The sequence below is a fragment of the Aurantimonas sp. Leaf443 genome (genome assembly GCF_001425575.1).
Lineage (GTDB): Bacteria > Pseudomonadota > Alphaproteobacteria > Rhizobiales > Rhizobiaceae > Leaf443.
This window is the reverse complement of record NZ_LMRD01000001.1, coordinates 87303-113202: the sequence shown is the minus strand read 5'-3', so window position 1 is coordinate 113202 and position 25900 is coordinate 87303. Positions and strand designations below refer to the sequence as shown.

Annotated in this window: 22 protein-coding genes; 12 read left to right on the top strand and 10 right to left on the bottom strand. The window is 71.2% G+C overall.

What is annotated here, in order from left to right; all coding sequences use genetic code 11:
• Positions 1 to 2: 2 nt before the first annotated feature.
• On the bottom strand, positions 3 to 2399 hold the full coding sequence (locus ASG48_RS18630) for a pseudouridine synthase (protein WP_244486657.1): 2397 nt from the start codon (positions 2397 to 2399) through the stop codon (positions 3 to 5).
• Positions 2400 to 2597: 198 nt separating this feature from the next.
• On the opposite strand from ASG48_RS18630, the gene ASG48_RS00460 reads away from it, so the two are divergent.
• Positions 2598 to 3053 carry a nucleoside deaminase gene (locus ASG48_RS00460; protein WP_082529144.1) on the top strand — a complete coding sequence of 152 codons (456 nt, stop codon included), beginning with the start codon at positions 2598 to 2600 and terminating at the stop codon, positions 3051 to 3053.
• A gap of 13 nt (positions 3054 to 3066) precedes the next feature.
• Here the strand turns inward: ASG48_RS00460 and ASG48_RS00455 are convergent, their stop codons facing one another.
• The 4 genes from ASG48_RS00455 to ASG48_RS00440 all read right to left on the bottom strand — a co-directional run bounded on the left by ASG48_RS00455 (position 3067) and on the right by ASG48_RS00440 (position 9117).
• Entirely contained in the window at positions 3067 to 3744 is a 678-nt protein-coding gene (locus ASG48_RS00455) for a hypothetical protein (RefSeq protein WP_055843786.1), read from the bottom strand.
• Between the two features lie 173 nt (positions 3745 to 3917).
• Positions 3918 to 6992, bottom strand: coding sequence for an isoleucine--tRNA ligase (gene ileS, locus ASG48_RS00450; protein WP_055843784.1), 3075 nt, complete (start codon positions 6990 to 6992; stop codon positions 3918 to 3920).
• A gap of 290 nt (positions 6993 to 7282) precedes the next feature.
• Complete coding sequence (locus ASG48_RS00445; RefSeq protein ID WP_055843782.1) at positions 7283 to 8266, bottom strand: bifunctional riboflavin kinase/FAD synthetase; 984 nt, start codon at positions 8264 to 8266, stop codon at positions 7283 to 7285.
• Positions 8263 to 9117 carry a TIGR01459 family HAD-type hydrolase gene (locus ASG48_RS00440; protein ID WP_055843780.1) on the bottom strand — a complete coding sequence of 285 codons (855 nt, stop codon included), beginning with the start codon at positions 9115 to 9117 and terminating at the stop codon, positions 8263 to 8265. The genes ASG48_RS00445 and ASG48_RS00440 overlap by 4 nt, the downstream gene beginning before the upstream one ends.
• Before the next feature lie 331 nt (positions 9118 to 9448).
• Here ASG48_RS00440 and groES point away from each other — a divergent pair, with 331 nt between their 5' ends.
• The 10 genes from groES (at position 9449) to ASG48_RS00390 (ending at position 19595) form a co-directional block, all read left to right on the top strand.
• Positions 9449 to 9745 carry a co-chaperone GroES gene (groES, locus tag ASG48_RS00435; RefSeq protein WP_055843777.1) on the top strand — a complete coding sequence of 99 codons (297 nt, stop codon included), beginning with the start codon at positions 9449 to 9451 and terminating at the stop codon, positions 9743 to 9745.
• 85 nt (positions 9746 to 9830) lie between these two features.
• The gene (gene groL, locus ASG48_RS00430) at positions 9831 to 11474 is read left to right on the top strand and encodes a chaperonin GroEL (RefSeq protein WP_055843776.1); all 1644 of its coding nucleotides are present in this window, start codon (positions 9831 to 9833) and stop codon (positions 11472 to 11474) included.
• Positions 11475 to 11697: 223 nt separating this feature from the next.
• Complete coding sequence (locus tag ASG48_RS00425) at positions 11698 to 11880, top strand: CsbD family protein (RefSeq protein ID WP_055845252.1); 183 nt, start codon at positions 11698 to 11700, stop codon at positions 11878 to 11880.
• Positions 11881 to 12149: 269 nt separating this feature from the next.
• Positions 12150 to 12608: a (2Fe-2S)-binding protein gene (locus tag ASG48_RS00420; RefSeq protein WP_055843774.1), complete on the top strand. Its 459-nt coding sequence runs from the start codon at positions 12150 to 12152 to the stop codon at positions 12606 to 12608.
• A 3-nt stretch (positions 12609 to 12611) separates the two neighbouring features.
• Complete coding sequence (locus ASG48_RS00415) at positions 12612 to 14768, top strand: xanthine dehydrogenase family protein molybdopterin-binding subunit (protein WP_055843771.1); 2157 nt, start codon at positions 12612 to 12614, stop codon at positions 14766 to 14768.
• A gap of 149 nt (positions 14769 to 14917) precedes the next feature.
• Positions 14918 to 15490 (top strand): Isoquinoline 1-oxidoreductase subunit, encoded by a 573-nt coding sequence (locus tag ASG48_RS00410; RefSeq protein ID WP_244486718.1) that lies wholly within the window; start codon positions 14918 to 14920, stop codon positions 15488 to 15490.
• A 318-nt stretch (positions 15491 to 15808) separates the two neighbouring features.
• Positions 15809 to 16675, top strand: coding sequence for a pantoate--beta-alanine ligase (panC, locus tag ASG48_RS00405; RefSeq protein WP_055843770.1), 867 nt, complete (start codon positions 15809 to 15811; stop codon positions 16673 to 16675).
• Positions 16672 to 17490, top strand: coding sequence for a 3-methyl-2-oxobutanoate hydroxymethyltransferase (panB, locus tag ASG48_RS00400; protein WP_055843767.1), 819 nt, complete (start codon positions 16672 to 16674; stop codon positions 17488 to 17490). The genes panC and panB overlap by 4 nt, the downstream gene beginning before the upstream one ends.
• 117 nt (positions 17491 to 17607) lie before the next feature.
• A complete protein-coding gene (gene fumC / locus ASG48_RS00395) occupies positions 17608 to 18996 on the top strand; it encodes a class II fumarate hydratase (protein WP_055843765.1) in 1389 nt (462 codons plus the stop codon).
• 83 nt (positions 18997 to 19079) lie between these two features.
• Positions 19080 to 19595 carry a DoxX family protein gene (locus ASG48_RS00390; RefSeq protein WP_348271107.1) on the top strand — a complete coding sequence of 172 codons (516 nt, stop codon included), beginning with the start codon at positions 19080 to 19082 and terminating at the stop codon, positions 19593 to 19595.
• Positions 19596 to 19707: 112 nt separating this feature from the next.
• Here ASG48_RS00390 and hisG read toward each other — a convergent pair whose 3' ends face one another.
• The 5 genes from hisG to ASG48_RS00365 all read right to left on the bottom strand — a co-directional run bounded on the left by hisG (position 19708) and on the right by ASG48_RS00365 (position 24425).
• On the bottom strand, positions 19708 to 20406 hold the full coding sequence (gene hisG / locus ASG48_RS00385; protein WP_055843764.1) for an ATP phosphoribosyltransferase: 699 nt from the start codon (positions 20404 to 20406) through the stop codon (positions 19708 to 19710).
• Positions 20406 to 21548: an ATP phosphoribosyltransferase regulatory subunit gene (locus tag ASG48_RS00380; RefSeq protein WP_082529142.1), complete on the bottom strand. Its 1143-nt coding sequence runs from the start codon at positions 21546 to 21548 to the stop codon at positions 20406 to 20408. The genes hisG and ASG48_RS00380 overlap by 1 nt, the downstream gene beginning before the upstream one ends.
• A gap of 2 nt (positions 21549 to 21550) precedes the next feature.
• On the bottom strand, positions 21551 to 23137 hold the full coding sequence (gene hisS / locus ASG48_RS00375; protein WP_055843761.1) for a histidine--tRNA ligase: 1587 nt from the start codon (positions 23135 to 23137) through the stop codon (positions 21551 to 21553).
• 211 nt (positions 23138 to 23348) lie between these two features.
• The gene (locus ASG48_RS00370; RefSeq protein WP_055843760.1) at positions 23349 to 24014 is read right to left on the bottom strand and encodes a DNA-3-methyladenine glycosylase I; all 666 of its coding nucleotides are present in this window, start codon (positions 24012 to 24014) and stop codon (positions 23349 to 23351) included.
• Positions 24015 to 24230: 216 nt separating this feature from the next.
• Entirely contained in the window at positions 24231 to 24425 is a 195-nt protein-coding gene (locus tag ASG48_RS00365) for a hypothetical protein (protein ID WP_055843759.1), read from the bottom strand.
• Between the two features lie 442 nt (positions 24426 to 24867).
• Here ASG48_RS00365 and ASG48_RS00360 point away from each other — a divergent pair, with 442 nt between their 5' ends.
• A complete protein-coding gene (locus tag ASG48_RS00360; protein ID WP_055843758.1) occupies positions 24868 to 25740 on the top strand; it encodes a L,D-transpeptidase in 873 nt (290 codons plus the stop codon).
• The last annotated feature ends 160 nt before the right edge of the window (positions 25741 to 25900 follow it).

The window sequence follows — 25900 nt, the reverse complement described above, 5'->3', positions numbered from 1 at the left end:
GCTCAACCCCGGCCGCGCGGCGGGCGCTTGGGACCGCCCGGCGAGACCGGCCGCTTCGGACCCTGGAACCCGGGCTTGGCGCCGCCCTCGGAGCGGGGCTTGAAGCCGCCCTCGCCTCTCGGCCGGCCGCCCTCGGCCTCGCCTTCGTCGGCCTTGCGCGGGCGGGCGCCCGGCGCCATCCAGACATTGGCGGAGCGGCGCGGCGCGGCGGGGGCGCGTGGCGGGCCGCCGGCCTTGTCGTCGCGCCCGCCGAAGGGCTTGCGCTCGCCGAACGGTTTCTTGTCGCCGAAGGGCTTGCGCTCGCCGAAGCTCTTCTTTGGCCCGTCGAAGCCGCCCTCGCGCTCAGGGCGCGCGCCGAAGGAGCGGCCCTCGCCGCCGGAGCGGCCGGGCCGCGTGTCGAGCCGGCCGAGCGCGTCGTCGCGCTTGTCCTCGCGGGCGCGCTTGCGGTTGGGCGCGGTGTCGCTGGCGCTGATCCAGTCGCCGCGCTTCTGCGGCTTGGGGGCGAGCGCCGGCGTCGGCTCGGCCTTGACCGGCTTGTTGGAGAAGGCGTTGACGACCGGTGCGTCGAAATCGGCGCCCGATTCCTCGATCAGCCGCTCGCCGAGCTGGTCGCGCAGCGTGCGGCCCTTGATCTCGCGCACGGCCCCCTCCTCCAGATCGGCCAGCTGGAACGGGCCGAAGGAGAGGCGGATGAGGCGGTTGACCTCGAGGCCGAGATGGCCGAGGACGCGCTTGACCTCGCGGTTCTTGCCCTCGCGCAGGCCGATGGAAAGCCAGACATTCGCCCCTTGCGTGCGGTCGAGCGTCGCCTCGATGGCGCCGTAGAAGACGCCGTCCACCGCGATGCCCTGGCGCAGCTCGTCGAGCCGGGCCTGGTCGATCTCGCCATGGGCGCGCACGCGGTAGCGCCGCAGCCAGCCGGTGGCCGGCAGTTCCAGCATGCGCGCGAGCCCGCCGTCATTGGTCAGGAGCAGCAGGCCTTCGGTGTTGATGTCGAGCCGGCCGACCGAAAGGACGCGCGGCATGTCCTCGGGCAGGCGGTCGAAGACGGTCGGGCGGCCTTCGGGATCGTGGTTCGTCGTCACCGTGCCGGCCGGCTTGTGGAAGAGCCAGAGGCGGGTGCGCTCGATGGCCGGGATCGGCTGGCCGTCGATCTCGATGCGGTCCTTGGCCGTCACGTCGAGGGCCGGGCTTTCCAGCACCTTGCCGTTCACCGCGATGCGCCCGTCGGCGATCATGCCCTCGGCCTCGCGGCGCGAGGCGATGCCGGCCCGCGCCAGACGCTTGGCGATGCGCATGGTCTCGACGCCGCGCGCGCTCTCCTCGCCGGCGTCAGGCTCGCGCATCTCGCGGCGCGGCGGGCGGGGGCGGTCGGGCTTCTGCGTGACGACGCCGTCGGGCTCGCGGCGGCCGGTGCTGCGCCGCGGGGCCTCGCCCTCGCCGTCGCGCGCGCCGCCATGGCTCAGCATGCCCCGGCTCTTCGGCCGGAACTCGCGCTTCTGCGCGGGCGTCTCGCCGTCGTCGGCGCGCGCGGGCCGGGGAGCGCGGGCCGGCCGCTCGGGGCGCTCGCTCGCCGGCTGCGGCGCCCAGGCGGCCCGCTCGACCTTCGGCTCGGGCGCAGTCTCCGGCGCGGCCGAAACCTCAGCCTTGCGGGGCACCTCTCCATCCCGCGCCGGCGCGACATCGCGCGGCGCCTCGGGGCGGCCGCGGCCGCGCGGGCGCTCGCCGTCGGGCGTTCGTTCATGGGCGCGGTTCGGGCGCTCCGACCGTTCGGGCCGGGGCGCACGCTCGGCGCGGGCCTCGCGCGGGGCGGCCTCCTGCGATGCCTCGTCGCGGCCGCGCGGCGCGCGAAAGGCCCGGCGCTCGCGGGTCTCTAGGCCGGCCTCGCCGCGCTCGGGGCGCGGGCCGTCGCGATAGGGGCGCTCGGCGCGCGGTGCCTCGCCGGCCGGGCGGTCGGACCGGGCCCGGTCGAATTTCGGGCGCTCGCCGGTCGGGCGCTCGCCGCGCGGTCGATCGGTGCGGGGACGTTCGCCGCCCGGGCGCTCGCCGCGCGGCTTGTCGAAGCGCGGCTTGTCGCCGGCAAAGCCGCCGGGCTTGCCGAAGCGCGGCTTCTCGCCCGCCGGTCCATCGGACCGGCCGCCCTCGGCGCGCGCGCCGTCCGGGCGCTTGCCGAAGCGCGGCTTGCCGGCGGAGGGATGGGCCTGGCCTGCGCGCTCGGCGCGGCCGGGACGGCTGGGGGCCTTGCCGGCGGATTCGCCACGCCCGGCGAAAGGCGGCTTGCCGCCCGGCCGGCCCTGCCCGCCGGGACCGCCGCGCGAGCCGCCGCCGGGGCCGCGGCCCTTGCCAAAGCCCTGCCCGCCGCGGCCTTTTCCGCCGCCGCCTTTCGTCGTATCGCTCATCTCGAAAAACCTTTCGCTGCGGCGGCGCGGCGGATCGACACGGATCCTCGACGCGCCCCGCCCGCGTGACGTGACAATTCAATGGCCCCGGACGGACGACAGCGCGGCGCGTGCCCGGCAAAGGCGGGACCCCGCGCGAAAGCGGCCGTGCTTGGGGACGGAACGGTTCCTGTAACAGGTCGCCGGCTGGGAGATAAGATGCGCCTGCCCGGAAATTTCATGGACGCCGCCCTGCGGGAGGCCGAGGCCGCCGCCGCGCGCGGCGAGACGCCGGTCGGCGCGGTCGTCGTCCGGGACGGGGCGATCGTCGCCGCGGCGGGCAACGAGACGCGGGCGCTGTTCGACCCGACGGCCCATGCCGAGGTGCTGGCGATCCGGCGGGCGGGCACGGCGCTCGCCTCGGAGCGGCTCGTCGGCTGCGACCTCTACGTGACGCTGGAGCCCTGCGCCATGTGCGCCGGGGCCATCTCCTTCGCGCGCATCCGCCGGCTCTATTACGGCGCCCAGGATCCCAAGGGCGGGGCGGTGGAGAGCGGCGGTCGCTTCTTCGCCCAGCCCACCTGCCACCATGCGCCGGAGGTCTATTCGGGCATCGCCGAGACGCCGGCCGCGCGCATCCTGCGCGAATTCTTCCGAGACCGGCGCGAGGCCTGATCGCGCGCCCGCCTCAGAACGGCAGGAGGTTGCGCAGCTTGGTGCCGAGCCCTTCTTCCGTGTCGTTGCGGATGCGGCGCTCCTTCACGCTCTCGTCCTCGCCCTGCACGCCGACGGGGGCGCTGGCGGCGGGCTGGCGATAGGCCAGCGGCGGCTCGGAGAGATAGGCGCGCTGCTGCGGGCTGCCCTGCTTGGAGGCCTGCAGGCGCTGGGCGTAGAGGTCCTTGCGCGAGCGCAGCTCGCTCGGCGAGAGCGGGTCGCTGTCGCGCGCGGTGGTGAAGGCGTTGGAGCCCAGGCGATTCAGGTCCGTGCCGTTGCGGGCGCCTTCCTTGCGCTTGGTGGCGAATTCGGACGAGACGAGCTCGCCGTCCTCGGCCTGATAGGCGGAGGCGCGGATGCGGGCCGAGCGCTGCTCGGGCGATTCCGGCCAGTTGCCCTCGGCGCCGGCGACGCGCGTCTGCGGCGGCGGCAGGACGGAGGTGTTCTCGGGCTTCACCAGACCGGGGCGCGGCTTGTAGTCGATCGCCTGCGCGCGCGATCCGCCGAGCGAGACGAGCCCGTCGATATCGTCAAAAAGGGTCTCGCCCTGCGACTTGCCGGTGCCGTAGGTCGGCCCGAGGCAGCCGGACAGGACCAGCGGCGCCGCCAGAAGCGTCGCGCCCACGAGGAGGCGGGCGAAGTTCGAACTCATCTCTGCGGCCCCCTGACCGTTCCATGGCAGCATGCCGGCGCAAGCGCCGGCCCGGACCCGCCTGACAGGCAATTCCGGCGAAATTGCAAGGCCCGCAGTCTTAAGGCGGGCGGGGCCCGCCCGCAAGCAAGGCCCGCGGCAGGCGGCGGCGCCAGGGCGCCGCCGCCCTCGCCTCACGCGGCCGGCAGGCGCCCGGCCGCGGCCAGTTCGCGCAGCGCCTGCGCGTCGCGCGGCGTCACATGCGGATAGTCGGGATCGGAGCCGACATCGGCGCCGATCTTCCAGGAGCGCGCGCATTTGCGCCCCTGTGCCTTCGCGAAGACGACCGCGACGCCCGAAACGTCCGGCAGGCGGAAGGCGCCGTCGGGCGCCGGCCCGCCGGCGATCGTCGCCGCGGAGGTGATGGCGATCTCGGCGAAATCCACCGACGCGGCGAGCGCGCGCAGCGCCTCGTCCTCGATATGGACGGTGGGCGCCGCCTCCAGCGAGGAGCCGATCGTCTTGTCGCGCCGCTTCTCCTCCAGCGCGCCCATGACGACGCGCCGCACGCGCCGCAGCGCCTGCCAGCGCTGGCCGAGCGCCTCGTCGCGCCAGCCGGGCTCGGCCGGGCGGAACTGTTCGAGATGCACCGAGACGGACTGCGGATGGCGCTCCAGCCAGGCCTCTTCCATCGTGAAGGGCAGCATCGGCGCCATCCACGTCACCAGCCGGTCGAAGAGGATCGCCACCGTCTGCAGCGCGGCCCTGCGGCGCGTGGAGGAGATCGGGTCGCAGTAGAGCGCGTCCTTGCGGATGTCGAAATAGAAGGCGGAGAGCTCCACCACCACGAAATCGAGCAGCGCGCGGGCGATGCGCTTGAAGTCGAACGCGTCGTAGCCGCGCTGGACGATCTCCTCCAGTTCGGACAGCCGGTGCAGCATCAGCCGCTCCAGCTCGGGCATCTCGGCCACGTCCATGCGCTCGCCCGTGTCGTGGGCGAGCGTGCCGAGCATCCAGCGCAGCGTGTTGCGCAGCTTGCGGTAGCTGTCGACATTGGTCTGCAGGATCGTCTTGCCGAGGCGCAGGTCCTCCGAATAGTCCGACGAGACCACCCAGAGCCGCAGGATGTCGGCGCCCGACTGCTTGATGACTTCCTGCGGGGTGACGACGTTGCCGAGCGACTTCGACATCTTGCGCCCCTCCTCGTCCATGACGAAGCCGTGCGTCAGCACCGCGTCGTAGGGCGCGCGCCCGCGCGTGCCGCAGGATTCCAGCAGCGAGGAGTGGAACCAGCCGCGATGCTGGTCGGAGCCCTCGAGATAGAGGTCGGCGGGCCATTTGAGGTCCGGCCGCTTCTCCAGGCAGAAGGCGTGGGTGCTCCCCGAATCGAACCAGACGTCGAGAATGTCGCGCACCATGGTCCAGCGCGCGGCGTCGTGCGCGTTGCCGAGGAAGCGCTCCTTGGCGCCTTCCGCGAACCAGGCGTCGGCGCCCTCCTTGGCGAAGGCCTCGAGAATGCGCGCGTTCACCGCCTCGTCCTTCAGGACCTCTCCGTCCGCGTCCACGAAGACGCAGATCGGCACGCCCCAGGCGCGCTGGCGCGAGAGCACCCAGTCCGGCCGGTCGGCGATCATGCCGCGCAGGCGGTTCTGCCCGCTGGCGGGCACGAAGCGCGTCTCCTCGATGGCGCGCAGCGCGCGGGCGCGCAGCGTGTCCGCCCCCTCGCTCAGGGCCTGCTCGCGCAGGCCGGAACCGTCGAGCTCCTTGTCCATGTGGACGAACCATTGCGGCGTGTTGCGGAAGATGACCGGCTTCTTGGAGCGCCAGGAATGGGGATAGGAATGTTTCAGCCGGCCGCGCGCCAGGAGATTGCCGCGCGCGATCAGCGCCTCGATGACGCGCTTGTTGGCGTCGCCCTTCTTGCCCTTGTCGTCGATGACGCGCGCCGGCCCGCCCTCGGCATCCGGCCCGAAGCCCGGCGCGTCCTTGGTGTAGAAGCCGTCGTCGTCGACGGTGAAGGGGATGGCGGTGTCGATGCCGCGCTCGCGCAGCGCGCGCGTCGTGGCGGTCCAGACGTCGAAGTCCTCGCGGCCGTGGGACGGCGCGGTGTGCACGAAGCCGGTGCCGGCATCGTCCGTGACGTGCTCGCCTTCGAGGAGCGGGACTGTGAACTCGTAACCGCCGGCGAGGCCTTTCAGGGGATGGTCGCACTGCATCCCGGCGAGGATCGAGGGCGGAACGTCGCGCAGTCGTTCCCATGCACCGTCCGGAACGCGCGCCTTGGCGAAGACGTCGGCGGCGAGCTTGTCGGCGAGGATCAGCTTCTCGCCCTGTCGTGCCCAGCGCGGATTCTCGGTATCGTCCGCGGCCGTGACGCGATAAAGGCCGTAGGCGACACGATCGGAATAGGCGATGGCCCGGTTGCCGGGCATGGTCCAGGGCGTCGTCGTCCAGATGACGATGGAGGCGCTCAAGAGGTCGTCAGCGAGGCCGGCAAAGACAACATCGTGGTTCGAGGCGGCGACGTCGATCTGGTCGTTCGTAACTGCCGACGTGTGACCCTTGACCGGAAACTTCACCCAGACCGTGTCGCTCTCGTAGTCGTCATATTCGACCTCGGCCTCGGCGAGCGCGGTCTTCTCGACCACCGACCACATGACCGGCTTCGACCCGCGATAGAGCTGGCCGGACATCGCGAATTTCAGGAGTTCGCCCGCGATGACGCTCTCGGCCCCGTAGGCCATGGTCAGATACGGGTCCTTGAAGTCGCCCTCGACGCCGAGGCGCCGGAACTCGGCCGACTGCACGCCCACCCAGTGCGTGGCATAGGCCCGGCATTCCTGGCGGAAGGCGATCATGGCGGCGGAATCGAGGAGATCGGGCTTGGGCTTGCCCTTGGAGCGGTAGTTCTCCTCCTCGATCTTCCACTCGATCGGCAGGCCGTGGCAGTCCCAGCCCGGCACGTAATTGGCGTCGCGCCCGCGCATCTGGAAGGAGCGGGTGATGACGTCCTTCAGGATCTTGTTGAGCGCGTGGCCGATATGCAGGTTGCCGTTGGCATAGGGCGGCCCGTCATGGAGGACGTATTTCGGCCGACCGGCGGCATCGGCGCGCAGCTTGCCGTAGAGGTCCATCGCCTCCCAGCGCTGAAGCCATTCCGGCTCCTTCTGCGGCAGGCCCGCGCGCATGGGAAACTCGGTCTGGGGCAGGAAGAGGGTCGCGGAATAGTCCGGGACCGTTGCTTGCGTCGTCTCGGCGGTGTCGCTCATGAAGGCTGGCCAGTTCGTCGGGCCGGCGCCTCGAAGGCGCCCGGCCGAAAGGTCGGATGGGGCGGCGGTTTCGCATGGCGTCCCGGACCCTCGCAGGCCGTCGGGCCGTTCAGAGGGCCGGGCTTGGAATTCGCGATCGACGTCGAGCGATGGAAACCGGCATGGCCCGGGCTTTAGCAAGTCGGGCGCGACAGGGGAAGACGGACGTCGGCCGGCGTCGCGCCACCTTGCCGCCGGCGGGAGACCTGCCCGGCGGGGCGATGAGGGGGGCTTGCCGAAGCCGCCAACTCTCAGAATGTCAGCCGCGCGTCCAGGGGCGACAGCGGCGTCAGACCGGAGAGGCAGGCGCGCGCTTGCGCCGCGTCGATATCCATGCGCGCGACGAGCGCCTCCACGGTCTCGAAGCGCTCCTCGCCGCGCAGGCGCGCCACGAGGGAGATCGCGATCTCCTCGCCATAGAGATCGCCCGAGAAGTCGAAGAGGAAGGTCTCGAAGAGCGCGGCGCCGTTGTCGAAGGTCGGACGCCGGCCGTAGCTCGCCACGCCGTCGAAGAGGCTGCCGTCGGCCCGTCGCACGCGGACGGCGTAGATGCCGTGGGCGAGGAGGTCGTCGGGCGACAAGACGAGATTGGCGGTGGGATAGCCGAGCGTGCGGCCGAGCTTGGCGCCGTGCACGACGGGGCCGGAAAAGCACCAGCGGTAGCCCAGGAGCGCGGCCGCGCCCGGCGCGTCGCCGGCACGCAGGAGCGCGCGGATGCGGCTCGAGGAGATGCTGACATCGCCCTCGTCGCGATAAGCCTCGACGATGGTGACGGCGAAGCCGTGCCGCGCGCCCGCCTCCGCGAGCGTCGCCGGCGTGCCGGTGCGCCGGGCGCCGTAGTGGAAGTCGAAGCCGGCCACGACATGCGAGACGGCGAGGCTCTCGATCAGCGCGGTCTCGACGAAGGCCTCCGGCGCCTGGCTGGCGAAGGCGCGGTCGAAGGGCTGCTCGACCACGGCGTCGAAGCCGAGGGCCGCCAGGATGCGCGCCTTCATCGGCGCCGGGGTCAGGCGCGCCACCGGGTGGTCGGGCCGGAAGACCGAGCGCGGATGCGGCTCGAAGGTGAGGCAGACGAGCGGCCGGCCGCTCGCCTCGGCGGCGGCGCGCGCCACGTCCAGCACCGCCTGGTGGCCGCGATGCACCCCGTCGAAATTGCCGACGGCCACGACCGCGCCGCGATCCTCGCCGGGCACGGCGCGAACGCCCGCGATCCGCCGCAGGGGCGCGTGGCTCATCGAAGCGCCGCCATGCAGAAGCGGGCGGAAAGGCGGCGCTCGGACAGGACGCGCGCGACTGCCTCGGGCGAGGCCTCGGGGCCGCCGAACTCGTCGCCGTGGATGCCCGCGACGATGAGGAGCGCGTCGGCGCCGTAGGCGTTGGCGCCGGCAATGTCGGTCAGGAGCCCGTCGCCGATGGCGAGCAGCCTCTCGCCCGCGGCGAGCCCGATGCGCCGGGCGGCATGCTCGTAGATCGGCAGATGCGGCTTGCCGGCAAGGCGCACCGGGCCGCCGATGGTCTCGTAGTCGCGGGCGAGCGCGCCGGCGCAGAAGATCAGCCGGTCGCCGCGATGGACGACGATGTCGGGATTGGCGCAGATCAGCGGCAGGCCGCGTTCGGCAAGGCGCGCCAGGAGCTGCGCATAGTCGGCCGGCGTCTCGCGCTCGTCGTCGAAGAGGCCCGTCGCCACCACGACCTCGGCCTGCGCCTCCGCCACGCGCTCGACGGGAAGGCCGGCGAAGATGTCGACGTCGCGCGCCGGGCCGATATGGAAGACGCGGCCGGGCGCCTCCTCGATGAGCGCGCGGGTCACGTCGCCGGAAGTGACGATCTCGTCATAGGCCTCGTCGGTGAAACCGAGGGCGTCGAGCTGGGCGCGCACGCCCGCGCCCGGGCGGGGCGAGTTGGTGAGGAGGACGACGCGCGAACCGGCGCGGCGCGCCGCCGCGAGCGCGGCATGGGCGGCCGGATGCATCTCGACGCCGTTGTGGACGACGCCCCAGACGTCGCAGAAGACGACCGGATACTCTCCCGCGACGTCGGAGAGGGACGCGATCTTCGAGACCGGTCTGTCGTCGGCATGGGTCATCGAAGGTCCGCCATCGCTATGAAAAGCCACGGGGGTGGCGATAGAGGCGGGTCCGCGACGGGTCAAGGCGGGCGTGCTGCCACGCCGGCGCGACGGGCGGCCGGCGGGCGGGCTGCGCCGGTCCTTCGTCTCCCCCCGGGGCCCGGGACGATGGCGGAATTCTCGCGCCGCGCCCCTCGCAGGCTTGCGCCGACCTTGACAAGACGCCGCAGCATGGCCTATCTGCCCGGCTGTTAGCACTCTCCATCGGGGAGTGCCAAGCCTCATCCCGGATGGGTGCCGCTCGAGGGCCCGTCCTCTTCATCGACCAGATTTAAAGGGTTCGACGACCATGGCAGCTGTGAACTTCCGTCCCCTGCACGACCGCGTCGTGGTGCGCCGGGTGGAGTCCGAGGCCAAGACCGCCGGCGGCATCATCATCCCGGACACGGCCAAGGAGAAGCCCCAGGAAGGCGAGATCGTCGCCGTCGGCGCGGGCGCCCGCGACGAGACCGGCAAGATCAACCCGCTGGAAGTCAAGGCCGGCGACCGCGTCCTGTTCGGCAAGTGGTCCGGCACCGAGGTCAAGCTCGGCGGCGAGGACCTCATCATCATGAAGGAGTCGGACATCATGGGCATCGTCGGCTGACCGGCCGCATCCCCTCGATTTCCAGACCCTTTCCCCCTTTCACCAGTGGCGCGGCCGCCTTCGGCGCGCACAGGAGATAAAGACCATGGCAGCCAAGGAAGTAAAGTTCGGCCGTGACGCCCGCGAGCGCATGCTGCGCGGCGTCGACATCCTCGCGGACGCCGTCAAGGTGACGCTCGGCCCCAAGGGCCGCAACGTCGTCATCGACAAGTCGTTCGGCGCGCCCCGCATCACCAAGGACGGCGTCTCCGTCGCCAAGGAGATCGAGCTCGAGGACAAGTTCGAGAACATGGGCGCCCAGATGGTGCGCGAAGTGGCCTCGAAGACCAACGACAAGGCCGGTGACGGCACCACCACCGCGACCGTTCTCGCCCAGGCGATCGTCCGCGAGGGCGGCAAGGCGGTTGCCGCCGGCATGAACCCGATGGACGTCAAGCGCGGCATCGACATGGCCGTCGCCAAGGTCGTCGAGAGCCTCCTCTCCTCCGCCCGCAAGATCGAGACCTCGGACGAAGTCGCCCAGGTCGGCACGATCTCGGCGAACGGCGAGAAGGAAATCGGCCAGATGATCGCCTCGGCGATGCAGAAGGTCGGCAACGAGGGCGTCATCACCGTCGAGGAAGCCAAGACCGCCGAGACCGAACTCGAGGTCGTCGAGGGCATGCAGTTCGACCGCGGCTACCTCTCGCCCTACTTCGTGACCAACGCCGAGAAGATGGTCGCCGAGCTCGAGGACGCCTACATCCTCCTGCACGAGAAGAAGCTCTCGAACCTCCAGGCCATGCTGCCGGTGCTCGAGGCCGTCGTGCAGTCCTCGCGTCCCCTCGTCATCATCGCCGAGGACGTCGAGGGCGAGGCTCTCGCCACGCTCGTCGTCAACAAGCTGCGTGGCGGCCTGAAGATCGCCGCCGTCAAGGCGCCCGGCTTCGGCGATCGCCGCAAGGCCATGCTCGAGGACATCGCCACGCTCACGGGCGGCCAGGTGATCTCCGAGGATCTCGGCATCAAGCTCGAGAACGTCACGCTCGACATGCTCGGCCGCGCCAAGAAGGTCTCCATCACCAAGGAGAACACCACGATCGTGGACGGTGCCGGCGAGTCCGCGCAGATCCAGGCCCGCGTCGGCCAGATCAAGGGCCAGATCGAGGAGACCACCTCGGACTACGACCGTGAGAAGCTCCAGGAGCGCCTGGCCAAGCTCGCCGGCGGCGTCGCGGTCATCCGCGTCGGCGGCGCGACCGAGGTCGAGGTCAAGGAGAAGAAGGACCGCGTCGACGACGCCCTCAACGCGACCCGTGCGGCCGTCGAAGAAGGCATCGTTCCCGGCGGCGGCGTCGCTCTCCTGCGCGCCTCCAACGCCCTGACGATCAAGGGCGAGAATCAGGACCAGGAAGCCGGCGTCACCATCGTCCGCCGTGCGCTCCAGGCCCCGCTTCGCCAGATCGTGACGAATGCCGGCGCCGAAGGCTCCATCATCGTCGGCAAGATCCTCGAGAACGCCTCGGTCACCTTCGGCTACAACGCCCAGACCGGTGAGTACGGCGACATGATCCAGATGGGCATCGTCGATCCGGTCAAGGTCGTGCGCTCGGCCCTGCAGGACGCGGCCTCCGTCGCCGGCCTGCTCGTGACCACCGAGGCCATGATCTCGGAAGCCCCGAAGAAGGACGGCGGCGCGCCCTCCATGCCCGGCGGCGGCATGGGCGGCATGGGCGGCATGGACTTCTAAGACCCGCCAAGGGTCCGGGAAGGCCGAAGGCCCCCACCGCCATCGATCGGAAGCGAGGCCCGGCGGAGACATCCGCCGGGCCTCCTGCGTTCCGGGGCCGGGTCGTCCAAGGGCCCGCGCCGCCGCCATGGCGCCTCGAGTCTCCCCGCGGGAACAAGCGCGGCGTCCGGGCATTCTCGAGGCCGAAGGGACGCTTCGTCCCGCAGAACCGATGGAGGCCAGCATGGTTGACAAGCACGAAGTGACGGGCGGCGCCAAGGAACTCGGCGGCAAGCTCAAGGAAGCGGCGGGCAAGCTCGTCGGCAACGATCGCCTCGCCGCCGAAGGGCGCGCCGATCAGGTCGAGGGCAAGATCGAGAAGAACGCCGGCAAGATGAAGGACGCGGTCCGCGACACGCTGAACTGATCGCGGTACCCCGCAATCGCCAGGACGGCCGCTCCGAACTCCGGGGCGGCCGTTTTCATGACGGGGACGCTCCGCCCGCGGGTGCGGCGCTTCGACCCGAACCGGGCCCGCGGCGCGCCCGCACGGGCTCTTTCGTCAGGCGGACGGACAATAGCGGTTGCCCTTTGCGCCCGCGGGTCTACCTTGGAACCAATCCAGTCTCGCGTGCCGCGCCGTGCCAGGGCTTGCCCGTGCCGTGGGGACGCGACCTTCTGCGAAGGAGACGTTCCTTGGTCCGCTACATTCTCAACGGCGTCGAAAAGACCTTCGACGGCGATCCCGACACGCCGCTTCTCTGGGTGATCCGCGAAAGCGAAGGCCTGACGGGCACGAAATACGGCTGCGGCATCGCCCAGTGCGGCGCCTGCACGGTGCATCTCGACGGCACGACGCGCCGCTCCTGCGTCACCCCCATCTCCTCGATCGAAGGCTCCGAGGTCGTCACGATCGAGGGGCTCGACGGTCCCGAGGCCAAGGCCGTCCAGGCGGCCTGGACGGCGATCGACGTGCCGCAATGCGGCTACTGCCAGTCCGGCCAGGTCATGTCGGCGGTCTCGCTCCTGCAGACGATCCCCGCCCCGTCGGACGGCGACATCGACGGCGCCATGGCCGGCAACATCTGCCGCTGCGCCACCTATCAACGCATCCGGCAGGCGATCCACGACGCCGCCAAGACGCTGGAGGGCTGACCGATGGGCATCCACGACATCCGGTCCACGCGCCGTGCCTTCTTGGGCGGCGCCGGTCTCGTCATCGGCGTGGCGCTCAGCCCCCGCGCCTTCGCCGCAGCCATTTCCAAGGGCACGCAGGCCGGCGGGCCGCCCGAGGCCCGCGCGCTGAACGCCTTCGTTCACGTGGCGCCCGACGACACGGTGACCATCCTCTCCAAGCATATCGAGTTCGGCCAGGGCCCGTTCACGGGCCTTGCCACGCTCGTCGCCGAGGAGATGGACGCCGACTGGAGCCAGATGCGCGCCGCGCACGCGCCCGCCGACGACGCCGTCTACAAGAATCTCGCCTTCGGACTGCAGGGCACGGGCGGCTCGACGGCCATCGCCAATTCCTACGAGCAGATGCGCAAGGCGGGCGCGACGGCGCGCGCCATGCTGGTCGCCGCGGCCGCGGCCGAATGGGGCGTCCCGGCCGGAGAGATCGCCGTGGCGAAGGGGCGCATCGCCCATGCCGCCTCCTCGCGCGAAAGCGGCTTCGGCGCCTTCGCCGAGAAGGCCGCCGCGATGCCGGCGCCCGAGAACCCGCCGCTGAAGGACCCGAAGGATTTCGTCCTCATCGGCACCGACCGGCCCAAGCTCGACACGCCGGCCAAGACGAACGGCACGGCCGTCTTCACCATCGACGTCACCGCGCCGAACATGCTGGTGGCCATGGTCGCCCATCCCGCCCATTTCGGCGCGCGGGTGGCGAGCTTCGACGACAGCGCCGCGCGTCAGGTGCCGGGCGTCGTCGACGTGAAGCAGGTGCCGCAGGGCGTGGCGGTCTACGCCGAGACCACCTTCGCGGCGCTCAAGGGCCGCGCGGCTCTCGTCATCGACTGGAATCTCGACGCGGCCGAGAAGCGCTCGAGCGACCAGATCTACCAGGACTACCGCGCCCTCTTCGACCGCAACGGGATCGAGGCGGCCAATCGCGGCGACGTGGACGGGGCCTTCTCGGCCGAGGGCATCACGCGCCTCGAATCGGAGATGGTCTTCCCCTTCCTCGCCCACGCGCCGATGGAGCCGCTCGACGCGGTGCTCGTGCGCGCCGAGGACGGCTCGATCGACTGCTACAACGGCTCGCAGTTCCCCGGCCAGGACAAGGCGGCCATCGCCGAGGTCTGCGGCGTCGATCCCGCGAAGGTGCGCGTCTCCACGCAGCTCGCCGGCGGCTCCTTCGGGCGCCGCGCGCAGTTCGGCTCGCCCTACATGCGCGAGGCCGCCGAGGTGTTCAAAGCCTCGGGCATGACGCGGCCCGTCAAGCACCTGTGGACGCGCGAGGACGACGTGCGTGGCGGCTACTACCGGCCGATCTACGTGCATTCGATCAAGGGCGCGCTCGGGGCCGACGGCCAGATCGCGGCCTGGGACCACCGGATCGCCGGTCAGTCGATTATGGGCAAGGAGGAGCTCGACGACACCGTGGTCGAGGGCGTCTCGGACCTGCCCTACGCGCTGCCGAACCTGCGCGTCCAGGCGCACCAGACCAAGCTTCCGGTGCCGATCCTGTGGTGGCGCTCGGTCGGCCACACGCACACGGCCTTCGCGGTGGAGACCTTCCTCGACGAACTCCTGGAGAAGGCCGGCAAGGATCCGGTCGAGGGGCGCCTCGCGCTCCTCCAGGAGAGCCCGCGCCATGTCGGCGTCCTGAAGGCGGTGGCCGAGCTTGCCAAATGGGGCGAGCCTCTGCCCGAAGGCCGCCAGCGCGGCGTCGCCGTGCACAAGAGCTTCGGCACCTATGTCGCCGAGATCGCCGAGGTCTCGATCAACGAGGCGGGCGCCCCGCGCGTCCACAAGGTCTGGTGCGCGGTGGACTGCGGCGTCGCGGTGAACCCGAACGTCATCCGGGCGCAGATGGAGGGCGGCATCGGCTACGGGCTCGGCGCCGTGCTCTTCGACGCGATCGATCTCGGCGAGGGCGGCAAGGTCGTGCAGTCGAACTTCCACGACTACCGCTCGCTGCGCATCAACGAGATGCCGCAGGTGGAGGTGGCGATCGTCAAGTCCACGGAAGCGCCGACCGGCGTCGGCGAGCCGGGCGTTCCGCCCGTCGGCCCGGCGGTCGCCAATGCCTGGCGCCGGCTCTCCGGAGCACCGGTGCGACGCCTGCCGATCGTCGGCGCCCTGACGGCCTGAAACGGGACAGACCAGTGACTTCGAGAACCCTCCCCACGCGGCACCGCCCCGCCCGCGCGGCGCTCGCCGCCGCGCTCGCCCTCCTGTTCCTCGGCGCACCCGCGACCGCCCAGGACAAGGCGCCCGAGGCCCCCGCGCCCTCGACCCCCGTGGCGCAGCCCGCCGCGCCCGCGCCGGCCCAGCTCCAGCCCGTCTCCGCCTTCGACGGCATCGCCGACGAGAAGGCGCGTTCCATCGCGATCTTCGAGGAGACCGGCAAGGTGCTCCTGCATCCGCGCTGCGTGAACTGCCATCCGGCCGGCAACGCGCCGCTGCAGAACATGGACATGAAGCCGCATCAGCCGCCCGTGGTGCGGGGCGAGGCCAATTTCGGCGCGCCGGGCATGCAGTGCAACACCTGCCACGGCCCGGCCAATGTCGAGGTCGTGGCGCAGGCGGAGGGGCTGCAGTCCGTCCCCGGCAATCCGAACTGGCATCTCGCGCCCATCGAGATGGCCTGGGAAGGCAAGACGCTCGCCGAGATCTGCGTGCAGATCAAGGACGTGAACCGCAACGGCGGGAAGGACCTCGCCGCGCTCGTGGAGCACATGGCCGCCGACGACCTCGTGGGCTGGGGCTGGACTCCCGGCAAGGGCCGCGAGCCGGCACCGGGCACGCAGGCCGAGTTCGGCGAGCTCTACAAGGCCTGGGCCGCCACCGGCGCCCATTGCCCCGGCGAGTGAGGCCGGCCCGCCCATGAACTGACCCTTCGGGGTCATTCCATGCGGTGCTGGAAGACGCCCGATCTCCGCGCGGGCCGCCGCCGCGCGGAAACGGCCAAGCGGGGCCATTTCAAACGCGCCGCGGTATTGGACCCTCCCCTGCCGATGACCGCCCTTCGAACGGGGCGGGCCGCTCTGCCGGCCCGCCCCGTTCGCCTTCCGGCGGGAGGGCGCCGTCTCGCCGGATGAGCGCGGGGGGCCTGACGCAGGGGGCTCAGCGATGCTATCAGCCGTGCCCGGACGGGCGCCCGCGCGGGCCCCCGCTTGGGAGGCAGGACCTTGGACGTCTTCGAGAGCATCGCGGAACTGCGGGCGGCGCTGTCGCCGGAGCGGCGCGCGGGGCGCAGCATCGGCCTCGTGCCGACGATGGGATATCTGCATGCCGGCCACATGGCGCTCGTCGACCGCGCGCGCGCGGCTTGCGACCGCGTGGTCGTCTCGATCTTCGTGAACCCCACGCAGTTCGGACCGAACGAGGATCTGGCGACCTATCCCCGCGACCTGCCCGCCGATCTCGACCTCTGCCGCGCCCACGGCGTCGACGCGGTCTTCGCGCCGGACGTGTCGGCCATGTATCAGACCCCGATCGAGACCCATGTCGAGGTCGCCTCCTTGTCGGACATCCTCATCGGCCGCCACCGGCCGGGGCATTTCCGGGGTGTGGCGACCGTCGTCGCCAAGCTCCTCAACATCGTCCAGCCGGACCGCGCCTTCTTCGGCGAGAAGGATTTCCAGCAGCTTGCCATCGTCCGGCGCATGGTCGCCGACCTCTCCTTCGACGTGGAGATCGTCAGCGTTCCGACGGTGCGCGAGGCCGACGGGCTGGCCGCCTCCTCGCGCAACGCGAAGCTGACGCCGCAGGACCGGGCCGCGGCGGTCGCGATCCCGCAGGCGCTGGCGCTCGCGCAGGCGCGCGTCGCCGCCGGCGAGCGCGACGCCGGGCGGCTGGTGCAGGCGATGAAGGCCCATCTCGCCCGCGAGCCGCGCTGCCGTCTGCAGTCCCTCGACATCTGCGACGCGGCGAGCCTTGCACCCGTCGAGACGCTCGGCAAGCGGCCGGCCGTGATCCTGGTGACGGCCCATTTCGGCGCCGTCCTCCTCATCGACCAGCGCGAGATCGCCGCGCCCGTGGAGAGCCCGGCATGAGCGCCGAAATCTGCCTGAAGCGCCGCACGGCGCCGGAGATCGCCGCCGCCAAGGGCGGCGCGCCGCTCGTCGCGCTCACCGCCTACAGCGCCCTCACCGCCCGGCTCGTCGATCCCCATGCCGACATCATCCTCGTCGGCGACAGCGTGGCGATGGTCGAGCACGGGCTGGAGACGACGCTCGGCGCGACGCTGGAGATGATGATCCTGCACGGGGCGAGCGCGGTGCGCGGCTCGAGCCGCGCGCTGGTGACGGTGGACCTGCCCTTCGGCTCCTACGAGGCCTCGCCGCAGACCGCCTTCGCCAGCGCCGCGCGGGTGATGGCCGAGACGGGCTGCTCGGCCGTGAAGCTCGAGGGCGGGCGCAGGATGGCGCCGACGATCGCCTTCCTCGCCGCGCGCGGCATTCCGGTGATGGCCCATGTCGGCCTGACGCCGCAGGCGGTGATGGCGCTCGGCGGCTTCCGCAGCCAGGGCCACGACGAGGCGGCATTCTCGTCCATCGCGGCGGACGCGGCGGCGGTGGAGGAGGCGGGAGCCTTCGCGGTGGTGCTCGAAGGCGTCGTCGAGCCGCTGGCGGTCGCCATCACCGCGCGGTGCAAGGTGCCGACGATCGGCATCGGCGCCTCCAGCGCCTGCGACGGCCAGATCCTCGTCCTGGAGGACATGCTCGGCTTCAACGAACGCGTCCCGCGCTTCGTGCGGAAGTTCGGCGCTCTCGGCGAGGCCGCGGATCGGGCGGTCGCCGACTATGCCGGCGCGGTGCGCTCGCGCGCGTTTCCCGGCCCCGAGCACGTCTACCGCCGCAAGCCCTGAGCGCCCGGCCGGCTTCAACCGATTTTAGCCCCACGCCGCCCCTTCCGGTCCGGCGCCCGCGCGCTTAAGGGTGCGGCGAGGCCAGACGCCTGGCGAAGACGAAGGGGCACGCGAAAGATGAGCACACGGCGCGAGACCGACACGTTCGGCCCGATCGAGGTGGAATCCGACAGGTACTGGGGCGCCCAGGCGCAGCGCTCGCTCGGCAACTTCAAGATCGGCTGGGAGAAGCAGCCCCTGCCCATCGTGCGCGCGCTCGGCATCGTAAAGCGCGCCGCCGCCGAGACCAACCGCTCGCTCGACCGGCTGGACGCCAAGCTCGCCGAGGCGATCGTCTCGGCCGCGCAGGAGGTGATCGACGGCAAGCTGAACGAGCACTTCCCGCTCGTCGTCTGGCAGACGGGCTCGGGCACGCAGTCCAACATGAACGCCAACGAGGTGATCTCGAACCGGGCGATCGAGATGATGGGCGGCGAGATGGGCTCCAAGACGCCCGTCCACCCGAACGACCACGTCAACATGAGCCAGTCGTCGAACGACACCTATCCGACGGCCATGCACATCGCCTGCGCCGAGGAGCTGGTGCACCGGCTCGTGCCGGCGCTCAAGCACCTGCATGCCGCGCTGGACGAGAAGGCGAAAGCCTTCGAGCCGATCATCAAGATCGGCCGCACGCACACGCAGGACGCCACGCCCCTCACCCTCGGCCAGGAATTCTCCGGCTATGCCAAGCAGGTCGAGAACGGCATCGCCCGCATCGAGATGACCCTGCCGGCGCTGATGCAGCTCGCGCAGGGCGGCACGGCGGTCGGCACCGGCCTGAACGCGCCCATCGGCTTCGCCGAAGGCGTGGCGAGCCGCATCGCCGAGATCACCGGCCTGCCCTTCACCTCCGCCCCCAACAAGTTCGAGGCGCTGGCCGCCCACGACGCGATGGTGTTCAGCCACGGCGCCATCAACACCGTCGCCGCCTCGCTGTTCAAGATCGCCAACGACATCCGCTTCCTCGGCTCGGGCCCGCGCTCGGGCCTCGGAGAGCTGCAGCTGCCGGAGAACGAGCCGGGCTCCTCGATCATGCCGGGCAAGGTGAACCCGACGCAGTGCGAGGCGCTGACGCAGGTCTGCGTGCAGGTCTTCGGCAACCACGCCGCGCTCACCTTCGCCGGCAGCCAGGGCCATTTCGAGCTGAACGTCTTCAACCCGGTGATGGCCTACAACTTCCTGCAGTCGGTGCGCCTCCTCGCCGACGCTTCCGTCTCCTTCACCGACAATTGCGTGACCGGCATCGAGGCCCGCGAGGACAATATCAAGGCCGCGCTGAACCGCTCGCTGATGCTCGTCACCGCGCTCGCGCCGACGATCGGCTACGACAATGCCGCCAAGATCGCCAAGACCGCGCACAAGAACGGCACCACACTGAAGGAAGAGGCGCTCGCCACGGGCCTCGTCAGCGAGGCGGATTACGACCGTATCGTGGATCCCGCCGCGATGACGCGTCCGGGCTGATCCCCGGACTGCCGCACCGACGCTCGCGCACGCCCCTGATTGGAAAGAGAAATCCGACCAATCGGGGGATTGGGCGCGAGAAAGTGAACATAGAGTTGCGGCCGAGGCGGCTGGTCGCCCGGCCCGCGCTGGGGTTCAAGAGCGTCAGGACCGCAAGGGGCCAGACCGGCCCCGCCCTCCTCCTCGATCCCCGGAGCCTTGCCGTGAACTCGACCGTCCTCCTCGTCGGCCGCATCCTTCTCTCCATCATCTTCCTCGTCGGCGGCTTCGGAAAGCTCACCGGCGCGGAGGGCTTCGCCGGCTATCTCGGCGTGCTGGGCTTCCCCGCCCCGCTCGCCATGGCCTATCTCGTCGGCCTGTTCGAGCTCGCCGGCGGCCTTGCCGTCCTCGTCGGCTTCAAGACGACGATCGCCGGCTACGCGCTCGCCGCCTTCTGCATCGCGACCGGCGTCATCGCGCATATGGCGCCCGACCAGATGACCACGCTTCTGAAGAATGTCGGCCTTGCCGGCGGCTATCTCGTGCTCGCCGCGGCCGGCCCCGGCGCCTATTCGGTGGACGCGCGCTCCTCCGGCGCCCGGAGCAGCTCGCGCCTCTGACGGAGGGGCGCCGCACCGTCCGGGTGCGGGCGCAAAAGCCAGACCCTGCAACGCCGTCGCCGCAAGGCGGCGGCGTTTCGCGTTCGGGCGTCTCGCGCCGCTCCGCCGCCGTTCAGGCCGGCAATCTCGCGAAACGCGCCATGACCGCCTCGGCGACGGCATCGCCGCGCCGCGCGGAGGCGAGCGAGCGGACGAGGCAGGCCTCGCTCGACAGGATCAGCCCGTCGTCGAGGACGCGCAGGCGGTTGGCCGTCAGCGTCGAGCCGGTGGAGGTGATGTCGACGATGAGGTCGGCCGAGCCCGCCGCCGGCGCGCCCTCCGTGGCGCCGAGGCTTTCCACGATGCGGTAGGAGTGGATGCCGTGGAGCCGGGTGAAGTGGTTCTGCGTCAGCCGCCAGTATTTGGTGGCGATGCGCAGGCGGCGCCCGTGGCGGGCGCGGAAGCCGGCGGCGACGTCGGCGAGATCCTCCATCGTCGTCACGTCCACCCAGGCCTCGGGCACGGCGACGATGACGTCGGCATGGCCGAAGCCGAGCCGGGCGACGATCTCGACCTTCTCCTCCATCACCGGGCAGGATTCGCGCAGGAGATCCTCGCCGGTCACGCCGAAGTCGATGGCCCCGTCGCGCAGTTCGCGCGCGATCTCGGAGGCCGAGAGGAGAAGCACTTCCAGCCCTTCAGCGCCTTCCACGCGCGTGCGGTAGGAGCGCGCGTCGGCATCGGGATGCACGGTGATGCCGGCGCCCGCGAGCGCGGCGATCGACTGTTCCTTGAGCCGCCCCTTGGAGGGCAGGGCCAGCGTCGCGCCCATCAGGCCGCTCCCTTCGCAAGCGCCGCGCGGTCCATCCAGACCGAGAAGCCGACGGCCGGGATCGGCTCGCGCGCGCCCAGATAGGAGACGAGCCGGTCGTAGCGCCCGCCGGCGGCGAGCGGCTCGCCGCCCCCTTGCGCGATCTCGAAGACGAGGCCGGTATAGTAGTCGATCGGGCGGCCGAAGGCGGCGCGGTAGCGCAGCCCGGCCAGATCGAGCCCGGCGCGCTCCAGCGCCGCGTTGCGCGCCTCGAAGAAGGCGAGCGCCGTGCCGAGCCCCGCGCCGGCGCCGCTCGCCGAGGCCTTCAGCGCGGCCACGGCCTGCGAGAGCGGGCAGTCGATCGACAGGAAGGCGCGCAGCTGGGCGAGCGCGCCCGCGTCGAGCCGCGTGTCGGCGTCGGCGACCTTCTCGGCGAGGCGCGCGGCGATCTCGGCGCCGGTGCGCCGGCGGTGCGGGGGCAGGCCCGCCGCCTCCATGCGCGCGTCGAGATCGTCGGCGATCTCCTCCAGCCGGCCCTGCCGGGCAAGGTCGGCGATGTGCGGATCGATGCCGGCGAGCCCCGCGTCGCCGCCGCGCGACAGGTCGCCCAGCGCCCGCTCGAGCAGCCCGTCATGGCCGAAGGTGCGCACGAGACGCCGCTGCCAGCCGGCGGGCAGGCCGAGGCCCTTCAGGAAGGCCTCGAACAGCGCCTGATCGCCGAGGACGAGCGTCAGGCCCGCCCCGTCGAGGCCGAGCAGCGCCATGGCCTCCAGGGCGGCGGCGAGCGCGCGCGCGTCGGCCCCGGCGCGGTCGGCATCGCCCAGATCCTCGATGCCGGCCTGCCGGAACTCGGAGGCGCCGTCGCCGCGCTGGCGGAAGATCGTGCCGTCATAGGCGTAGCGGCGCGGCAGGCCGGCGCCGGCCGCGATATGGGCGATGCAGACGGGAATGGTGAAGTCGGGCCGCAGGCACAGCGCCTCGCCGCCCTCGCCGCGCGTGAGGAAGATGCGGCGCCGGAAGGCCTCGCCCGCCGTGTCGAGATAGGGGTCGGCCGGCTGGAGGATGGGCGTCTCCACGCGCACCGCGCCGCGCGCGTCGAAGAAGGCGCCGAGCGGGTCGGCGCCGGTCGATCCGTCGGGACGCAAGGCGGGGCGGGCGGCCATGCTCACGTGTGTCCGGCCGTGCGCGACAGGATCGCCTCGACGGCGGACACAAGATCGGCCTCGTCCACGAGCTCCTGGCCGGCGCGCATCTCGCGCCATTCGGCATTGTCCTCGACGCCGGCGGAGAGTTCCTTGCCGAGCGCCAGATCCTTCACCTGCACCTTGCCCGCCGCCTTCTCGTCGCCGCCCTGGATGACGACGACGGGCGCGCCGCGCCGGTCGGCATATTGGAGCTGCTTGCCGAATTGCTTCGGGTTGCCCTGGAAGACCTCGACGGGGACGACGGGCTGGCCGGGCTTGTTGAGAGCCGTCCGCAGCTTGGTCGCCATGGCCTGATAGTCGGCCATGCGGTCGCGATCCATGACGGTGACGACGACGGGGCCGGACGGCGCCTCGTCCTCCAGCCGGCCGAGATTCTTCAGGGCCGTCATCAGGCGGGAGACGCCGATGGAAAAGCCCGTCGCGGGCACGGGCTGGCTCATGAAGCGCGAGACGAGCCCATCATAGCGCCCGCCGCCGCCGACCGAGCCGAACTGCACCTTCTGGCCCTTCTCGTTGGGCACGTCGAAAAGGAGTTCGGCCTCGAAGACGGGGCCGGTATAGTATTCGAGGCCGCGGACGACGGAGGGGTCGATGCGGATGCGACCATTGTATCCCGCAACGGATATCATCTCGCCTATCGAAGCCAACTCCTCGACCCCTTGCTGCCCTCCTGTGGATCCTTCGACGGAGTGGCGAAGCGCTGCAACAAGTGTCGGTAGGTTCTGATCTTGTGCGAAATCGGCTTTGCGCAGGTCAGGATCGGTGAAAACACTGCGCGATGGATCGACTGAAAGCAGCTTTCCGACCGCTAAATAGGACAGGATTCGCTGAATGCCGGGCTCGTCGAGCCGCGCACCCGGCGTGAAATCCCCGCTCTCGTCCCGCCGACCCTCGCCCAGCAGCAGCCGCACACCCTCGACGCCGAACTTGTCCAGCTTGTCGATCGCCCGCAGCACGCTCAGCCGCCGCCCGGCATTCTCCTCGCCGCCGAGGCCGATCGCCTCCATCATGCCGTCGAGCACCTTGCGGTTGTTCACGCGGATCACGTACTCGCCGCGCTTTATGCCCAGCGCTTCCATCGTGTCGGCCATCATCATGGCCATCTCGGCATCGGCCGAGACGTTCGGCGCGCCGACGATATCGGCGTCGAACTGCATGAACTGGCGGAAGCGCCCCGGGCCCGGCTTCTCGTTGCGGAAGACATAGCCGGCGCGATAGCTGCGATAGGGCTTGGGCAGGTCCTCGAAATTCTCCGCGACATAGCGGGCGAGCGGCGCGGTGAGGTCGTAGCGCAGGCTCATCCACGCCTCGTCCTCGTCCTGCAGCGAGAAGACGCCCTCGTTGGGCCGGTCACTGTCGGGCAGGAACTTGCCGAGCGCGTCGGTATATTCGAAGACCGGCGTCTCCACCGGCTCGAACCCGTAGGTCTCGTAGACGCGGCGGATGACGTCCATCATCTTCCCTTGCGCGCGCAGGTCCTGCGCGTCGCGGTCGACGAAGCCGCGCGGCTTGCGCGCCTTGACGCGGGAGGGCTTCTTCGGGGCCATGGATCGCTCGTCTGTGCGGGGATGTCGGTCTTGTCTGGTCCGCGTCGTAACGGATCGACCGGCAAAATCAACGCCGGTGCCATCGGCCTCGCCGGGCGGAAGCGGCGCGAGCGCGGCGATGGGAAGGGTTTTCCGGCGGCGGATCGGGTCGGCTTCGGCGCCCCCGGCGCGCGTCACCCGACGCTCGGACGGTTCGGCGGCGCTCGCGCTTTTAGCGCGGCCGCACGAAGCGCGCCCGGGCCGCCTCGCACGGGCCCCGCGCGCAGCAGCCCTCGATATGGTCGTTCACGAAGCCCATCGACTGCAGGAACGCGTAGACCGTCGTGGGTCCGACGAAGCTGAAGCCCCGCCCCTTCAGCGCCTTCGACAGGCGCGCGGACGCGGGCGTCACCGGGTTGGCGCGCATCCAGGCACCGGTGACGGTGGCGGGACGCTCGGCCGCCGGCGGCTCGTGCGCCCAGAGAAAGGCGGCGAAGGAAGCACCCGTCTCCTGCCGCAGCGCCTCGACGCGGCGGGCGTTGTTCAGCGCCGAGACGATCTTGGCGCGGTGGCGCACGATGCGCGCATCCGCGACGATGCGCTCGACATCCGCCTCGTCCATGGCGGCGACGCGGCTCACCGCGAAACCGTGGAAGCGTTCGCGGAAGGCCTCGCGCTTGCGCAGGATCGTGATCCAGGAGAGGCCCGCCTGAAACCCTTCGAGGCACAGTTTCTCGAAGAGCCGGTCGTCGTCACCGCTCGGCCGGCCCCATTCCGCGTCGTGATAGGCGCGGTACAGTTCGCTCCCCTCGCCCCAGGCGCAGCGATGACGGCCGTCGGGCGAAAGGGCGAGGCCCGGCGCGGCAGCGGGATCGGGAAGGGCTGGGTCGTCGCTCATGGCGTGTCGATGGCAGAGCCCCGGGCGGGAGGCAAGCGCCGCCGCAAGCCGGCCCCAGGGAAGGCCCCGAACGATGACGCGCCTCCTTCTCCCGTCCCGGGAGAAGGAGGCAGCCGAGCTGCGGTGGCGCCGACGACAAGAGCGGGGCGTCAAGCGCCGACGCCGCCTCTCTTCCCACCCCGGGCGAAGGCGATCGCGGGCGCATGCCCGCCTCGGTCAGGCGTCGTCGAGCGGGCGGCCGTCGCAGCGCCATTTCTTCAGGTGCCATTTCGGCTTGGCGGTCAGCCATTGCGCGGCCGCCGCCTGGCCGAACATGGCGCATTGCAGCACGGATCCCTCGAAGGCCACCTTTTCCGGGCGGCAGTCGCCGGGCGTGGCGTTGAGGCAGACGATCAGCGTGAGGGCGATCATGGAAAGGGTCTCGCTCGGGGGCCGCTCCTGGCGGCTCGGTTATGGGCGCTCGCGTGCCGCCCGCCTCCCGGCGGCCCGCCGTGACATGCCCTCTCCTGCGTTTTCGCCCCGTCTCGCGGATCGTCTCGCCCGCCCTCGTCCGGCTCCTGCGTCCGGTGAAGGCAGCCTACATTTCGTGCGTCCGCCCGCAATGCCTATTTCTTATACTTTCCGAACTGTTGCAGACTTTCCTCAGGGTCACCTTCCGCTGTATCCGCCGAAGCGAGGTCGGACGCGACCGGCACAACCTTGCGGTGAAACGCATCGTTTACCTTAAGAATAGTTCTTCCGGCGGCTTGCCTGAGAAGGACGCCCGATTCACCATTCCGTCGGGCTTTGGCCGCAGTCTCGACACCCTGCGACCCGCTCCCGGAGCCGGGTCTTTTCCATTCGGGGAACTGTCATGCGCTTCACGAAGACGGCCGGCCTCGCCATCGCCGCGCTCCTCGCCTCCCTCGGCGGAACGACGAGCGGAACCCTGGCGCAGGCGCGCTACGGCACGCTGCCGCCGGTGGAGGTCTCGCCGGGCCTCCAGGCGGAATGGACGCTGCAGCTCTCGCCGGGCTCCGGCGCTGCGCGCGCCGATGCCCGGCCGCAGCGCGTCGCCGGCCAGGTCATCGCCCAGCCCATGATGCGGGTCGACCGGCGCTCGGGCGGCGGCCGGCCGAGCTACGTGCCGCTCATGGGCCAGGGCACCGTGGTGCAGCAGCCGCAGCGCCTGCAGCAGCAGCAGCGCATCGTGCCGGGCATGAGCGCGGGCTACGTCGTCGGCGGTCCCCGGCAGGCCGTGCGCGCGCCCCGCGCCGTCAGCCCGCAGCGCGAGATCGACCCCGTCTTCCTGCCGCAGGACGTGCCCTACGACGGCAAGCCCGGCACGATCGTCATCGATACGCGGGCGAAGTTCCTCTACCATGTCGGCAAGAACGGCATGGCGCGGCGCTACGGGGTCGGCGTCGGCAAGCCGGGCTTCGCCTGGAAGGGCTCGCACGCCATCACCCGCAAGGCCGAGTGGCCCTCCTGGACGCCGCCCGCGCAGATGCGGGCGCGCGAACGCGCCAAGGGCCGCATCCTGCCGGTGCGCATGGACGGCGGCGAGGCGAACCCGCTCGGCGCCCGCGCGCTCTATCTCGGCTCCACGCTCTACCGCATCCACGGCACCAACCAGCCCTGGACGATCGGCTCGGCCGTCTCCTCCGGCTGCATCCGCATGCGCAACGAGGACGTGACCGACCTCTACGAGCGGGTGAAGGTCGGCACCCGCGTCACCGTGCGCTGAGCACGACGCCGAAGACTCGCGCCGGGGCGGCGCGGGCCCACGAACGGAACGGGGACCGGCCTTCTGGCCGGGAGGTCTGGCGCCAGGGCGCGGCCTTGCGAGGGAGAGGGACGACATGACGATGAGGACCATTCTGGCCGCGGCGATCCTGGGGCTCGGC

Bases quoted from the DNA above. Each gene is read 5' to 3' on its own strand.
- ASG48_RS00370 (WP_055843760.1), bottom strand. From the start codon at position 24,014: ATGAGCGACGACCCAGCCCTTCCCGATCCCGCTGCCGCGCCGGGCCTC.
- hisS (WP_055843761.1), bottom strand. From the start codon at position 23,137: ATGGCCCCGAAGAAGCCCTCCCGCGTCAAGGCGCGCAAGCCGCGCGGC.
- fumC (WP_055843765.1), top strand. From the start codon at position 17,608: ATGAGCACACGGCGCGAGACCGACACGTTCGGCCCGATCGAGGTGGAA.
- ASG48_RS00380 (WP_082529142.1), bottom strand. From the start codon at position 21,548: ATGGCCGCCCGCCCCGCCTTGCGTCCCGACGGATCGACCGGCGCCGAC.
- groL (WP_055843776.1), top strand. From the start codon at position 9,831: ATGGCAGCCAAGGAAGTAAAGTTCGGCCGTGACGCCCGCGAGCGCATG.
- panB (WP_055843767.1), top strand. From the start codon at position 16,672: ATGAGCGCCGAAATCTGCCTGAAGCGCCGCACGGCGCCGGAGATCGCC.
- ASG48_RS00440 (WP_055843780.1), bottom strand. From the start codon at position 9,117: ATGACCCATGCCGACGACAGACCGGTCTCGAAGATCGCGTCCCTCTCC.
- ASG48_RS00425 (WP_055845252.1), top strand. From the start codon at position 11,698: ATGGTTGACAAGCACGAAGTGACGGGCGGCGCCAAGGAACTCGGCGGC.
- ASG48_RS00360 (WP_055843758.1), top strand. From the start codon at position 24,868: ATGCGCTTCACGAAGACGGCCGGCCTCGCCATCGCCGCGCTCCTCGCC.
- ASG48_RS00445 (WP_055843782.1), bottom strand. From the start codon at position 8,266: ATGAGCCACGCGCCCCTGCGGCGGATCGCGGGCGTTCGCGCCGTGCCC.
- ASG48_RS00415 (WP_055843771.1), top strand. From the start codon at position 12,612: ATGGGCATCCACGACATCCGGTCCACGCGCCGTGCCTTCTTGGGCGGC.
- ASG48_RS00460 (WP_082529144.1), top strand. From the start codon at position 2,598: ATGCGCCTGCCCGGAAATTTCATGGACGCCGCCCTGCGGGAGGCCGAG.
- ASG48_RS00365 (WP_055843759.1), bottom strand. From the start codon at position 24,425: ATGATCGCCCTCACGCTGATCGTCTGCCTCAACGCCACGCCCGGCGAC.
- ASG48_RS00455 (WP_055843786.1), bottom strand. From the start codon at position 3,744: ATGAGTTCGAACTTCGCCCGCCTCCTCGTGGGCGCGACGCTTCTGGCG.
- ASG48_RS18630 (WP_244486657.1), bottom strand. From the start codon at position 2,399: ATGAGCGATACGACGAAAGGCGGCGGCGGAAAAGGCCGCGGCGGGCAG.
- ileS (WP_055843784.1), bottom strand. From the start codon at position 6,992: ATGAGCGACACCGCCGAGACGACGCAAGCAACGGTCCCGGACTATTCC.
- groES (WP_055843777.1), top strand. From the start codon at position 9,449: ATGGCAGCTGTGAACTTCCGTCCCCTGCACGACCGCGTCGTGGTGCGC.
- hisG (WP_055843764.1), bottom strand. From the start codon at position 20,406: ATGGGCGCGACGCTGGCCCTGCCCTCCAAGGGGCGGCTCAAGGAACAG.